At 46.9% G+C, this 12,719-nt stretch carries 17 protein-coding genes; 4 read left to right on the top strand and 13 right to left on the bottom strand.

Annotated elements, in window-relative coordinates; genetic code table 11:
• Nucleotides 1-77: 77 nt before the first annotated feature.
• The 6 genes from WG929_RS01590 to WG929_RS01565 form a co-directional block, all read right to left on the bottom strand.
• A complete protein-coding gene (locus tag WG929_RS01590; RefSeq protein ID WP_416204603.1) occupies nt 78-692 on the bottom strand; it encodes a hypothetical protein in 615 nt (204 codons plus the stop codon).
• Nucleotides 679-972 carry a hypothetical protein gene (locus WG929_RS01585; RefSeq protein WP_416204602.1) on the bottom strand — a complete coding sequence of 98 codons (294 nt, stop codon included), beginning with the start codon at nt 970-972 and terminating at the stop codon, nt 679-681. Before WG929_RS01585 ends, WG929_RS01590 begins: the two co-directional genes overlap by 14 nt.
• Before the next feature lie 42 nt (nt 973-1,014).
• The gene (locus WG929_RS01580; RefSeq protein ID WP_416204601.1) at nt 1,015-2,571 is read right to left on the bottom strand and encodes an argonaute/piwi family protein; all 1,557 of its coding nucleotides are present in this window, start codon (nt 2,569-2,571) and stop codon (nt 1,015-1,017) included.
• Nucleotides 2,564-4,399, bottom strand: a complete 1,836-nt coding sequence (locus tag WG929_RS01575; RefSeq protein ID WP_416204600.1) for a hypothetical protein — start codon at nt 4,397-4,399, stop codon at nt 2,564-2,566. Before WG929_RS01575 ends, WG929_RS01580 begins: the two co-directional genes overlap by 8 nt.
• A 655-nt stretch (nt 4,400-5,054) precedes the next feature.
• Nucleotides 5,055-5,504, bottom strand: coding sequence for a RadC family protein (gene radC / locus WG929_RS01570; RefSeq protein ID WP_416204599.1), 450 nt, complete (start codon nt 5,502-5,504; stop codon nt 5,055-5,057).
• A 217-nt stretch (nt 5,505-5,721) separates the two neighbouring features.
• Nucleotides 5,722-6,099, bottom strand: a complete 378-nt coding sequence (locus WG929_RS01565; protein WP_416204598.1) for a hypothetical protein — start codon at nt 6,097-6,099, stop codon at nt 5,722-5,724.
• Nucleotides 6,100-6,320: 221 nt separating this feature from the next.
• Between WG929_RS01565 and WG929_RS01560 the strand changes: the two genes are divergently transcribed.
• Nucleotides 6,321-6,608: a hypothetical protein gene (locus WG929_RS01560; protein WP_416204597.1), complete on the top strand. Its 288-nt coding sequence runs from the start codon at nt 6,321-6,323 to the stop codon at nt 6,606-6,608.
• The gene (locus tag WG929_RS01555; RefSeq protein ID WP_416204596.1) at nt 6,608-8,239 is read left to right on the top strand and encodes a type IV secretory system conjugative DNA transfer family protein; all 1,632 of its coding nucleotides are present in this window, start codon (nt 6,608-6,610) and stop codon (nt 8,237-8,239) included. Before WG929_RS01560 ends, WG929_RS01555 begins: the two co-directional genes overlap by 1 nt.
• Before the next feature lie 88 nt (nt 8,240-8,327).
• Here WG929_RS01555 and WG929_RS01550 read toward each other — a convergent pair whose 3' ends face one another.
• On the bottom strand, nt 8,328-8,672 hold the full coding sequence (locus tag WG929_RS01550; protein WP_416204595.1) for a hypothetical protein: 345 nt from the start codon (nt 8,670-8,672) through the stop codon (nt 8,328-8,330).
• Between the two features lie 75 nt (nt 8,673-8,747).
• On the opposite strand from WG929_RS01550, the gene WG929_RS01545 reads away from it, so the two are divergent.
• Nucleotides 8,748-9,047, top strand: a complete 300-nt coding sequence (locus WG929_RS01545; protein WP_416204594.1) for a hypothetical protein — start codon at nt 8,748-8,750, stop codon at nt 9,045-9,047.
• Between the two features lie 37 nt (nt 9,048-9,084).
• On the opposite strand, the gene WG929_RS01540 is transcribed toward WG929_RS01545, so the two are convergent.
• Entirely contained in the window at nt 9,085-9,399 is a 315-nt protein-coding gene (locus tag WG929_RS01540) for a HigA family addiction module antitoxin (RefSeq protein ID WP_416204593.1), read from the bottom strand.
• A 27-nt stretch (nt 9,400-9,426) separates the two neighbouring features.
• Nucleotides 9,427-9,717: a type II toxin-antitoxin system RelE/ParE family toxin gene (locus WG929_RS01535; protein ID WP_416204592.1), complete on the bottom strand. Its 291-nt coding sequence runs from the start codon at nt 9,715-9,717 to the stop codon at nt 9,427-9,429.
• A gap of 361 nt (nt 9,718-10,078) precedes the next feature.
• Here WG929_RS01535 and WG929_RS01530 point away from each other — a divergent pair, with 361 nt between their 5' ends.
• Nucleotides 10,079-10,489 (top strand): ABC transporter substrate-binding protein, encoded by a 411-nt coding sequence (locus tag WG929_RS01530; RefSeq protein WP_416204591.1) that lies wholly within the window; start codon nt 10,079-10,081, stop codon nt 10,487-10,489.
• 443 nt (nt 10,490-10,932) lie between these two features.
• On the opposite strand, the gene WG929_RS01525 is transcribed toward WG929_RS01530, so the two are convergent.
• From WG929_RS01525 to WG929_RS01510, 4 genes are all read right to left on the bottom strand, one after another.
• Nucleotides 10,933-11,418 (bottom strand): hypothetical protein, encoded by a 486-nt coding sequence (locus WG929_RS01525; protein ID WP_416204590.1) that lies wholly within the window; start codon nt 11,416-11,418, stop codon nt 10,933-10,935.
• A 374-nt stretch (nt 11,419-11,792) separates the two neighbouring features.
• On the bottom strand, nt 11,793-11,933 hold the full coding sequence (locus WG929_RS01520; RefSeq protein WP_416204589.1) for a hypothetical protein: 141 nt from the start codon (nt 11,931-11,933) through the stop codon (nt 11,793-11,795).
• A gap of 91 nt (nt 11,934-12,024) precedes the next feature.
• Complete coding sequence (locus WG929_RS01515) at nt 12,025-12,402, bottom strand: helix-turn-helix domain-containing protein (RefSeq protein WP_416204588.1); 378 nt, start codon at nt 12,400-12,402, stop codon at nt 12,025-12,027.
• Nucleotides 12,399-12,659 carry a type II toxin-antitoxin system RelE family toxin gene (locus WG929_RS01510; RefSeq protein WP_416204587.1) on the bottom strand — a complete coding sequence of 87 codons (261 nt, stop codon included), beginning with the start codon at nt 12,657-12,659 and terminating at the stop codon, nt 12,399-12,401. The genes WG929_RS01515 and WG929_RS01510 overlap by 4 nt, the downstream gene beginning before the upstream one ends.
• Nucleotides 12,660-12,719: the final 60 nt, after the last annotated feature.

Raw genomic sequence — 12,719 nt, 5'->3', positions numbered from 1 at the left:
GACTGGGTTCAACTTTGGGATTAGCAGTGGTAGCAGGTTTTGGCATGGTGATTCTCCTGAGCGCCCTGATTTAGATGTTATCTCAAAAGCCACTGGCTCAGGCTTAGGTTGACATACAGGGTAACAAAAGCGTGATTCTGAATAGGCACCCCATTTTCGGTTAATGGAAATCCATTAACGTCTTCCTGAATACTCTTTTCTTCATCAAAGATATGTTTGGAGTTTTTATATAGATACAGATTTCTCAAATAAAAAACCATAAAGCTGGAGATCAATTCTCGACCATGAAATCCTGATATGAACGATAAGTCTTCAATTTTCAGAGACTCTTTAATCAGATTTTCGAGTACATTCGCTCGAAAATCAGGCAATATGCAACCGTGTATGCGTGTAAAATCGATAAGCCATAGGCAAAATACATGAGCTTTTTCTTCTGGAATATCTGGATAGTTAAATTCGTGCAGAGCATTTAGAAAGACGCCAGAATTGCTATTTGCAATCTCATAAAAATCACTTTTAAGTGACATGTGATTCATAATGTAAAAGGGATAATGCAGCTCTCCTACAATTGAATCAATAATATCAATGACAGACCAGTATATGATATTGAGATTAAAATAATGAATGTAGAATTTGTTTTCGATGAGCCAGCTTAGAATAATGAAAAGCTTATCAGATTTAAGCATATCCAAAAAAATCACCTTTAGCAATATGCTTGAGCTTTAACTCACGGGCAATTTTTTGAAGATTCAAATTCTTAAAGAGAGCTGAATAATCACTATCGGTACTTAACCCTTTATGTAGTATTCCCGCGAGAACAAAGTTATCTGTCTTGCCAACATTAAGGCCCGTATCTTTCAGATATAGTTTTCGGATGTTATTCGTTTCATCATAATAAAATGTATAGACATCATCAGTATTTTTAAGACCATGATACTGAATGAGAATATCTCTATGTTCATTGACATCCATTTCATTCCCCTCATGTAACTCTCAAAAGAAGATCAATTTTAGTTATATATAATATTTGAAATTATGCTTCCATTTATCATGCTTGAACTCTGGATTAGATAGCAAAATCTCACCAATCCTATCTGAGTTTTTTACAGTAATAGGCTCGCTTTCACCCAATTGACAGGCGTTATAATTCAGCTTGGTCAAGCCTAGAACATCTTGAGCTACTTGAACCAGGTCAGCATCACCGTGCTGAATTTGGATGAGCAATGGAACAGGAACTTCCCAGCCATCATAGGAACCAACGCGTGGTTTAAACCCTGTGGTAAACAAATACCCTCTGTATTTGTTTCGCTGCCAAAATGTCCCTCTCAAAATGGGGTGTTTTCCACGAAGTCCGACTTTAGGGTGATCACCATATCGAAACAGCCTAGGGCACGAATTATCCTTTCTTACCTTTATGGCATTCAATTTCACTCCTTCAGGACAAGCTTTTTGAAAGCCCTCAAATTCTTCCTTGTTAATGCCAGACCTTGCATGCAGAAAAACTTCCTTTAGTGGCTTTCCTTCCTGATCCTGATAGGTTTCAATTGCTCCTTTGAGCATTTTTTCTGCCGCTTCTTTAGACAAGTGAAACTCCTTCTTTTCTGGTGAGTACCAAGGCCCAAACTCACCAACGAAAACAACACCATCACCACTATCTAAAAACATTTGAGCAGCACAACATGCTGTTCCACTTTTCTGATTTGCCAGTTTATAAGCCAACCCAATATAACAAACACCTTCTCTTGCCCATGGCGTTTTCCATGGTTTTAAACCGCATTTGTAATATAAGGCAGTACCAAAATTCCATAACCTATCAGACAACGGATTAACACCCGGCTCACCATCCCGTATTTGCTTAGTTATCCGTAAAGTGGATTCTCGTATAATCTGAATCGGCAAGTCATATTCCATCACACGAGCCTTTAGCTGACGCCTGAAGTCTGGTGATAGGCCATATTGTTCCAAATTAGTATTTTTATCGAACAGTGCCTCGTCTTCAAACAATCGTGATTGCCCCATATCATGATCTTTAAGGACATTCTTTAAATACTTTTTCTGTTCGTTTGTCTTGGGTTCATCACTTTTTTCTTGCACGTAAGATTGGGGACGGCAGTGGTCATAAACAAAATCTGGGACAACACATATTGCTAAAGCGGGCTTATTATCAAGCTTTTTAACCTTTTCAATATTTGATAAATACTGATTTGCCACTGCAAACGCACGCTCATGTTTATCAGATTTGGTCGCCGCATTTTGAAGTTCATTTGCATCAAGTGAATACGCTTTTAGAGGACTAGGCCAAGACGAACCAAAAGCCACATCATATCCGGGGTAAGGAGGCCATGGTCTTTGCCTATTAATATCAACACATGAAGAAGGTGCATTCAAAGCTTTGCACCACCCTCCCCAAAGATTTAGTCCTTCAATTGTTCCAATAACAATATTGTCTGGCAAGGAACTGCGAGCTTCATTTGGCCCAAATAGTGCTAATCCATCCTTGGGATCTTCAGCAACTTGGTCGCCACCAAAGGAGAGCAAGGGCTCATCGAGAAAATAAAACTTATCACTCATTACTGGCCTCCTTCTCTTTACCTGCGTCTTCGATATCGCTTTCCTCAAAATACCTTGAAGAGGCCATTTCTTCTTGGAAGTCCCCAATACGATCAACTGCTTCAACATCTATAGAGACAGGACAATCCCAATCCAAGGGTCGGGTAGAAACCGACACTGTTCTTTTTTTTTCTGATCCAATATTAATTAGAGTTTTATCTTCAGTCTTTGATAGCGCCTGCATCACACCAAGAGTTCTTGCCAGCCACTCTTTATTCCACCAGCTCTTAGTAACTTTCTTTCGTTTGCGAAGAATTTCTTTGCCTTCATAAGGCTTACCGTTCAGATCAGTAACCCGTATGTAAATACGAGTCATAACCCAAAACCTTCCTTCTTCATCACGATCTACTCGAAAACTTGGGCTAAGTTGGTATCGGAATTTTGTTGCTCTATCGCCCCAACCATCCTGCTTAATGCCTGTGCCTGCAACGTGCGTTTTTCTACCATCAACATGAATAAAAGAAATATTGTTATTCTTACTTTCTAGCTCCTTAAAATAATAGAGCTTTCGATCTTCACAATATTCCAATCCAGCCTTAGAACATGCCAGAAACAAACTTCTTCGAATTAATTCTTTAACAACAGATACCGAATTTCTTCCTTCCTTTTCGCGATAGCTTTCCCAAGCATATTCGGCAATCCTAGGGGCTTTAATTAGCGGTACACTGGCAGGAGGCACGTCAAAAGACAACAGCTTTTGCGGCGATACTTTTGCAAATGCCCACTCAGATCTTAGTTGCTCCAACTCTACATCATGAAGCTTCTTATCTAATTCACACACTAAAATTGATTTGGGAACGTCAACAGCAAATACATTCGAATACACCTTCTCACTAATGGGTCTAGTCACAGGCTCTGGCATATAAGCTTTTAAAGCTATAGATTTACCTCTAGCTTCGTCAAAGTCAGGTTTTATAGCTCTTGCATTTAACTGTTCTATGATTTGAGAAAGTCCGCCTGACCACATTTCATCAAACTTAGCTGGCTCCAATTTAAGTATTTTGGCGTTCGAGGCCGCCTCACTCAAATCATCAGACCAACACGGAATAACGAAACCATCTGCCTTAGCCGCCATACTTAGACGTGCGACAAATTCAGAATCGGAGAAAAAATCATAGGATAGGATCGGGAGATACTGAACTGCTCGCTGGTCAATTAAGGACGAAATGGATTCATCTTTATCCTCACCAGCTAAAGGAGAAAGGCCATAACACCATGTTTTGTAGCCTGCTATAGATAGTTTTCTGGAAAGCCAAGTTGCTAACGAATGATCTGGTTGTAAATGGTCGATAATAATTGTGTCTCTACACTCTGCTATAGAAAGACCACCTTTAACTGGAAACCATGGAGGGCAGAATATAGCGGGATGTTGTGCAATAAGGTGGCGCAACTCTCCCGCCAGCAGAACGCGAATTCTCTCTATATCGTATATTTCGAGATCCCAGTTAAAAACATCTTTAATTTTCTTTTTAGCCTTATCTTTCTCATTTCCTGAAAGGTCGCTTGTACAAACGAATACCACTTGGTCGGGATTGTGATGCTCCTCTTTTATCCGTTTACAATCCTGATTGAGTTTTACAGACCAGTCAGAACGTACCGTATAAGCAAATATTGTAAATACATCGTTTGTTTTAGTCGTGTAAATTGCATCCCGCCCCCTATCATTGCTGCCACCAATCGGCTCAACATTTAGAAAGCCGCAGCCAGACATCAGATCGGAGCTCAGTCGCTCGAACTGTCGATAGTCAGTCAAATTCTCAAGGCAATAAATTATCGGGTTCGCAGACATAAACCTCCTTAACTAAATCACACTGCAACTGCTACTCTCTCATTCGCTAGTGTGACTCCTTGTAGGGTTGAATCAGAGCAAAACGTAGCGTCTGCTAAGGGTCGACAACAGCCGATATTCCATTCATTACGATATTCAAGATAACTATGCTCATTGTTACGTGCAACAAAAATAATTGACTCATCCCTAGGTTTAGCACGAATTGCCTTCCCAAAAAGACAAACCGCCATCCAAGCAGCGTTGCTTGGTCGAGGGTTGCAAGGGCCAGGAACTACCCTTTGCTCATGGGGTGTTGGGGAGCAGGAACGCTCCCTGACTGGGGATTCAACGCCCAGACGTTGATGCATGGTTCGGTGTCGGTGGAGAGGTCACTTCTCCAAGTCTGACGAGTGCTTCAGCGGCGATACGCTGATTGGCAACGACAAGGCTCAATGCCTGAAAGTTGCCACCGCATGGGGGATCAAACGGGGGGCGCAGCTATCCCCCTTTGCAAGATGTATGGCGAGCCGCTTTTGACCTTCTCCGGGTGCGTAGCTACCGAGAAAAAAGTCAAAAGTGGCAATGCCATACACATCTTGCATCCACTGTTAAGCGGCTTAATCGCTGCGAGTTTTGATGGCGGTTCAGCGTGACCACAATGACCCGCTTTCTCTTACTACAACAGCCCTCGTTCAGCAAAGGAATAGGGTGCGCCTTGTCCGACAATGACGTGATCCAGCGTGCGTATGTCGACTAACTCCAGAGCGGACTTCAAGCGCTCGGTGATGTGCCTGTCTGCTGTACTGGGTTCAGAGACGCCAGAAGGGTGGTTATGCGCAAAGATCACCGCTGCGGCGTTAAAAGCCAGCGCGGCTTTAACCACTTCTCTGGGGTAGACGGCTGCGCCGTCTATCGTGCCCCGGAATAGCTCCTTACTTTTCAGGAGGCGGTTTTGGTTATCCAGAAACAAGATTGAAAAAACCTCGTGCTCCAGCTCTGAGAGCTTGAGCTTCAGATAGTTGAACGTGTCCTGTGGGCTGCATAAAGCTTGCTCGGGTTTTTGAAGGCGCGCTTCTAAAATCTCGATGGCCTGATTGATAACATTTTGTTCGTCTTGTGCATTCATGGTGTCCTGCTTTCTGTTAACGGTTGAATAACCCAGCTGTACAAGCCGTTATGCTCCGTTTCGGGAAAGATCTGCCTTTTGGTGGTCTGTATATTTAAATGAGACAGGCCGCCATTAAAAAGCCCATAGTGCCCTTGGTAGGGATGCACTATGGGCTTTCGATATCACAGCGTTATCTAGGCGATATGTCTGTGATTAGTGATGGATATGGCGCTGGTTAGAACGCGATAAGCTGGTGAATACGGGCGTATAAGTCCAATAAACGCAAGCGCTCAAATTGTCGTGAGTGCATCAGTGGATTATCGCCGCTTTTATCCGCTTTCAGGTAATACCCCATCCAGCGCATATCCTCGTCGTCGCCAAAGACATGATCCACTAGCGGGATCTGATACGGCACACCGGGGGCGTATAGAATATCGCCCCTGTAATCCCGCAGCATATCCGCAAGCGTGTCGCGCCATACCCGCCGAGAGAGATTAACCCCGCGAATAGCTTGCCAAAGCCTGCGGTAATACGCCCGATCCTGAAGTTGCTGATTTGAAGCCAACAGAATTGACCTGTGGGGCGTGCTAATACCCTGAAATATATCGTCCATGATGAATTTCCCTTTCAAGTTGAGTTGAACAATGAACGGCAACTTAAAGGGGCGATGGTCGGAATTCGGGAAAGATCGGTCTTTTTTACGGAAAATATCCTTCAGTCCGATTTCGCTTAATTGGACATAATTCTCGTGATCCAGCCTGAGCGCGGTTTCCCACCTTTCGGATAGGTCAGCGGCAAGCTGTCACCTCACTCTCACTGAATGGGGACGATGGTATGCAGGAGAATTCACAAGGGAGCATGGGAAAGGCCATTACCGGCTTTTCAGGGGCGCTGGCGGCCACAGGGGCTATTTTGCTGTCTCCGCTTATTGCCCGTCACGTGCGCGTGCCAGTGCAGGGCTTTCTAAGCTCAGAGCTGGATTATCAAACGGCGTATTGGGGATCGTGGGCAGTGGTCATATTGCTGGCGGCGAGTAGCTATTTTGGCAGCTCCGCCGTGCTTCAGCTGTTGGTGCAGTTGCTGTTTCGTCGCACTGTCAAAATCCACCGGAGTCCATTCTGATGATTGAAGAGGACTTCCACCGCCAGTATCTCTATGGCTCATCACGGCTGGGCACAGAAGCGGATGCTGTGGCCTTATCCAAGCGCGGCGCGCCCATTGGCGTGCTGGGTCAAACGATTCTGAGGCGGCGAGTTGAAGAACCCTCCTTGATCATGGGCGGGGCTGGATCGGGCAAAGGTGCGTGTGTGGGACTGTATCAATTAGTGCATCCCAGCATTCACAGCTTCTTTGTACTGGATATGGGCGGACAGTATTTCAGCACCACCTGGCACTATAACTTGGCTCAACAGCGTGAAGCCTATGCGCTCAATGTGGAAGGTGTGGGTGCTTATCCCGATATCAACCATCGCTTGGATCTCTGGTCGATCCTAAAGCCCGACGATCCCTTGCTACTGGATAATGCGCGGCGCATTGCAGGGATGGGCGTTCGTGAGGAAAGCGGCGGCGAGAGCGAAGGCGATAATGCCTGGGTCGGTAAAGGCGCTCGGCGTTGGTGTGCTCGACTGCTAATGGGGCTGGTGATCGCAGAAGGCCGAGTGACACCCGCTCGCTTCTGGGAACACTTGCTTAGGCTCGACAGTGATGATGAGTATTTCAAGGATTGGAGCCGGCCTTTTGAGCAGATCTCACACGATTTGTATTCCACCTTTTTGGAAATCTTCAGCAAGAAGCACGGCTCTGAGCGAGAATACGGCGCGATCATGGGCAAGCTCAAAGACGACTTTGACTGGCTGGCCTCTGAACCTGTTGCGGCATCGGTCAGTGGGGATAGCGATTATCTGGCCTATTTGCCCGACCCAAACCGCAAAATCGCTGTTTACTACGTGCTCAATAGTGGCAGTGGCAAGCTGATGGAAAGCCTCACCCGTATGGTGGTCGGGATTGCCATGCTCCACTGCACCCGATTTCACCAAAGCAAACGTCCTTTGTTCTATCTGGAAGAAGCCGCTACGTGCGGCGGTGCTAATTTCATCAAGCGTCTGGTCAGTGAGTGCCGTAAATACATTGATACCGTGCTGGTCTATCAGTCCCAAGGGCAGCTCAACCATCTGTTTGGCAGAGCAGGATCGCAAGAGATCATTGAAAGCTGTGGCACTCAGATCATTCTTGGCGGGGGCATCAGAGATATTCACAGCGCGCAGCGCTACGCCGAGATGATCGGCAGAACCACGGTTGAATATGACGACAAGCTGATACAGGCAGACCGGCGTTTTAAGGCCGAAACTGCCCGGCTGGAAGCCTTGATGCAGGGCGGGCATATATTAGAGTCCGAACGCCAATATCAGCATGAGGCCAGTCAAAGCCAGCGGCGCAGGCGCATAGGTCGATCCGTTCTTGATCCCGCAGAATTGATGCGACTGAGCAACCAGGTGCTGATCTTCTCACCGGGCGCAGGCATCCCACCGATCTTGGCGGAAAAACTGCCGAAATATTTTTTAAACCCGGCTCTGGCGGGGAAATACGCCCCCGACCCATTGTTCCCGCCACTGGACAGAATCCAGATACAGCACAGAGTCTGGGGCAAACAAACCAAGCGTTTTATCCGCAAAGCCGTACCGCCAAAACTGGCGCACTGGCCTAATCATATCAATGGCGAAATCGCCTATGTGCAGGGCTATAAAACATGGTGAGAAGTGCATTAAACGGTGATCTTGAGAGGTGACCTGAGGCGGAAAAGCGTTTCCCACTCTGTGAGTGCTGGCTTTGTATGCTGAAGGGTTAGCGAGGCTTGTACAACAAGTCATTGTCGTTGGTCAGTCCATCACGGCGGCGGATCAAGTCGTTGTAGTTAAACAGGACGTAGTAATAGAAATGTTCTCGGAAAGCATCATCCAACGGCCAGCCTTGGGCTTCGGCTTGGTAACAGCTCGGCAACAGGGTCTGAAAGATGTCATCAAGAATGATCTGATCATCCACGCTGGGCACACTGGTCAATAGCGCGTCCAGTGCCTCCCAGCCCTTACGGTGCAGCGCCACCAAGCGCACCAGCCCGTCCGGGCAGGATAAGGCACGGACTTGAAAACTGTCTTGGCACAATAAGCGAAATTCACGAACAGAGCGCATACTCCATTATCTCGCAGCCAACCTAAAGCAAGCAAAGAAAATCCACAACCGATTGAATTCATTGAGGTAATCACAATGGATGAGCATAAGGGTAAGGCCAATGATGCCTTTGCACACGCAGCGCACGGTCATGAAGCGGAAGCTGTGACAGCGCCAGACATGATAAAAGACTCCGCTCCCCACCCAGAACCTGCCCCTCATGGGGCAGAGGTCGTTAAACGCCAGCTCTTTAACCAACGCTGGGATCAGGAAGTCGAAAAACACCGACCCGATCCCTTTGATCAGGTCGAACAGAACAAGCAGCAGCGGCTAAGCCAAAGCTTTGGGGAACAGAGCCAAGGCACAAACAGAAGGAATGACAGAGGGCGGGAGTAAAATCAGGATTGAAGCAAGATAGGAAAGCTGAGGCCGCTTAAGCGGCCAGAGGCTGTGCTTTGGCTAATTTTTCTTTGAGGACTTCGCTGTGCTGGGCGATCCAAAGATCGTTCAACAACTGGAGGTTTAGCCAAAATTCCGGGGATGTACCGAGCACTTTGGCCAGTAAGAACGCGGTTTCAGCGGTAACACCACGTCGATTGCCGCATAATTCATTGACGGTTTTGCGCCCCACCCCCATTGCTTTAGCCAGCTCACCTTGAGAGATACCCATGGGGGACAAAAACTCCTCTTTAAGCATGGCTCCGACACTGGTCGGTTGATGAGCGGGAATCTGTAACTTGTCAGCCATTGTGTGTGCCCTTTGTTATCGGTCGTTTTATCGATAAGTGTGTGGATCTAAGTAAACCTGGGTTGCTTCGCCATTGCCCCACTGAAAGATCAGCCGATATTGTTTATTCACCCGAATGGAACACCATCCATCCAGCTTACCCGTCAAGTGCTCAAAGCGATTGCCTGGCGGTATTCGCAAGTCCTTTTCCTCAACAGCGACATGCATAATATCGAGCTTCCGCTTGAGCGCACTTTCTAACGAGGACTGAATAGTGGACGATTTCTTGCCTTGGAAGTAATAATCCTCTAGCCACTGATCCTTGAATGATGCAATCATAAATGTAGCCTGTATCGATACACGATACAAGCCATTTCTCCTGTAGAATATTGCTGTGTCAGTAAAGCGGTCTTAAAAGTGATCTCAAAAATGATCAAAGCCTCGCTCTGGCTCAAGGGCTGGCAATGGTGCGCGGATCAATGCGCATCGTGTACTTGGATGTGCTCCCAGTGGTGAGCACGGATACAGCATCCTGACCACGGTTGCCTTGCGTGGCATTGAGCCGGTAGCGCTTGGCGTAAATCTGACCGTCAAGCTCCATCCTCACTTCAAAAGAAGCGCCCGTGGGCACTGCTCCTGAATAAAAATTGACCGCCCTGTGTGTCAACCTGAGTCTGAACCAGTTGAACGGGTTTCCCGCTTGCCCTATCAGTATGGGTATCAAGGTGGCATCGAATTCGTTGAGCGCTTTGCCGAACGCTATCAGGCCTATCCCTCCAGCTCTGCGGCTTCCACGTACAGCGTGTTGTTCCAGTACAAGGCGGCGGTTGAGCGGGCACAGAGCTTTGATTCCGAAGCGGTGATCCGGGCGTTGGAAGGACATCAGTATTCCATGCTAAAAGATCCGCAGGAATGGCGTGCCTTCGACCACCAGAATGTGCAGTCGGTCCAGGTCGTCCGGGTCAACAATCGCGATGTCGCCCTGCAGGATCAATTCAACGAGGACTTTTTTGAAATTCTGATGAGCATTCCCGGCGCCCGGGTCGCCAAAACCGAACAGGCGTGGCGAGATGAGTGGCTCGCGGCCGGGAAAACGCCGTACCTGCAATAACGGCCTCTGGCCGCCAAACGCCACAGCCAGATCAGCCAAGTGTGTACACGAAGTAACCCTCTGCGTGGTAGCGCCAGAACCGCAGGGGCCTCAGCGAGGGTTACAATCATTCGGCAATCGGACACCAACCGAGTACCGTGCACAAGCAACCTCCCCGGAGAACCTCCAGTAAAGAGTGGTACTCATCAGGGGCGGGTTACACAAGCGTTTGGCTATCAATAGGAAGGTAAGCCTGACACCGAAATCGCTGAGTTGATTCAGGCTTACCGCGACGATGTTGCAAAAGGGCAGCCTGACTCAATACACAAAATCGACAGTGATCCAGAAGGTATTGCGATACTTGATAACCAAGCACTCGCCAGCTCAGAAGCAAGTGCACAGCCCTCGATTCAGATTAATTGCGATTGGATACAATACTAGTACTGAGAGTTTAAATGAGCATGCTAATCACCAGTATCGCAAGCATCATCAAGGGAATAATCTCCCTTAATCTTATTTTCTATACTCCTAGCATGGGAATCTTGACTAAGATAGCGACTTCCACCAGATTTATAATGACTATAAGATTCCTCCAAATTCTTCCCCGCACGAGCAATATCAAGTGTCTCTCCAGGCGAGAACTCTTGCTGATGAACACCACCGAGAAATGCGATTAATATAGTCTTATGATCACCTTTACCCGTTACAATTTGATCAGGATTAAGTCGTTTTTTTACTATTCTAGAATTTGCTAACTTTTCACTCATCCAATAAACTGGCTGATCTACTGTGCATGAATGTTCTTTTAATTTTTCTATAGTCGCTGCCTCTGGGTATGCCCCATCTGCCTGCGCTTGAAATGCACTGCCTAATGTCAGCGGCAAGGCAATAGCCGCTACTTTTACTTTATCCAAAAAATTGGTTTTAAGGTCATTTAATTGCAAAGACATCGTAACCTCTTTGCACCCTCTGGCTCTGTTCAAATATTTTTTATATGTATTGTTGATTTGCGATTACCATATCTTTGAAATAAGACGGAAAAATAAAATAGCGTTTTGGAGATAAAGCTGCGGACGCTTTGTCGGTGCGGGGAAGCGGGGCTTGATGACAAAAAACACGCCTGATCGATCAAACAGTTCTTTAACGTATCTTTGAAAGTAAACACGATTCCATTCCTCTGGTGTTATCAATGAGTGTTATCAATGCGTCAGCAAGGCACCCGGCGAACAGGGAAGCAAACCGAGCGCCTTGCCTCTACGCAGAGACTATATTTTTATCTATCTTTCTCAACTTTTAAAGAGCAGTTGGGAGAGTTCCAATGCCCTCACGCTGAGTAACCGGTGCATAGCTGACCATTTTCGCGCTGTTCTTGAACCAGTGTTTCCGCAAGGGCATATGCCCTTGGGTCGTCTTGCTCTACGACCAAGCCGACCTGCTGCTGATTGTCTGTATTACGGCTATCCATGCTCATCTGTTCCTGCTTCGTTAAGCCCACTGGCTCACTCATAGGGTATCAAGAAGAGATTAAGAAACCGTAAAGATGGCGTGTGAAACGCTTAAATCAGATCGTCCACATCCACGTTGAGCGCGTCGGCCAATGCCTTGAAGTTATCGACGGTGCCACGGCGTTTGCCGTTTTCGATAGAGGAAATCACTGCCTGAGACAATCCGGTTTGCTGCGCCAGTGCGCTTTGCGATAGGCCGCGATAGTCGCGGAAGACTTTGACCGGGTGTTCCTGATCGATCACCAAGCGGCGGGTCACATCAGAGGGGAAGGATTCTTCCTCGCGGGTGCGGTAATAGGTGCGCAAGTCCAGCAGTTCTTCTTGCAAGCGGGCGTTTTCTGTTTCCAGCTCACTGACAACCTTGTCGTATTTTTTGCCTAGGTTGATAAATTCCTGAACCAGAGATGGGTGTTCGTAAGATGTTGTCATTTATACACGTCTCCTCTCGATCCGATTTTAAAAACCTCTAATATCTGGATGTCATCACCCACGGTGTACAGCACGCGCCAGTCACCAAAGCGACGACGGTAACCCTGATCAATGCCCTCTAGTGGGGTGATCATTGGGTCGGGCTTGTACGGGTCTTGGGCGACATCTTCCATTTTTAGAAAAATAGCCTCAGCCTTTTTGGGCTGCATTCGCCGTAGCACCTTTTGTGCAGACTTCACGTAGCGTACTTCCATCATTTTACTATTTCATATTGATATTGGTTTTGTCAAATTGATATTGCAAAATGCAATATCAGT

The organism is Oceanobacter antarcticus (assembly GCF_044962685.1).
GTDB classification, from domain to species: Bacteria; Pseudomonadota; Gammaproteobacteria; order Pseudomonadales; family Oceanobacteraceae; genus Oceanobacter; species Oceanobacter antarcticus.
This window is presented reverse-complemented; position numbering and strand designations above follow the sequence as displayed.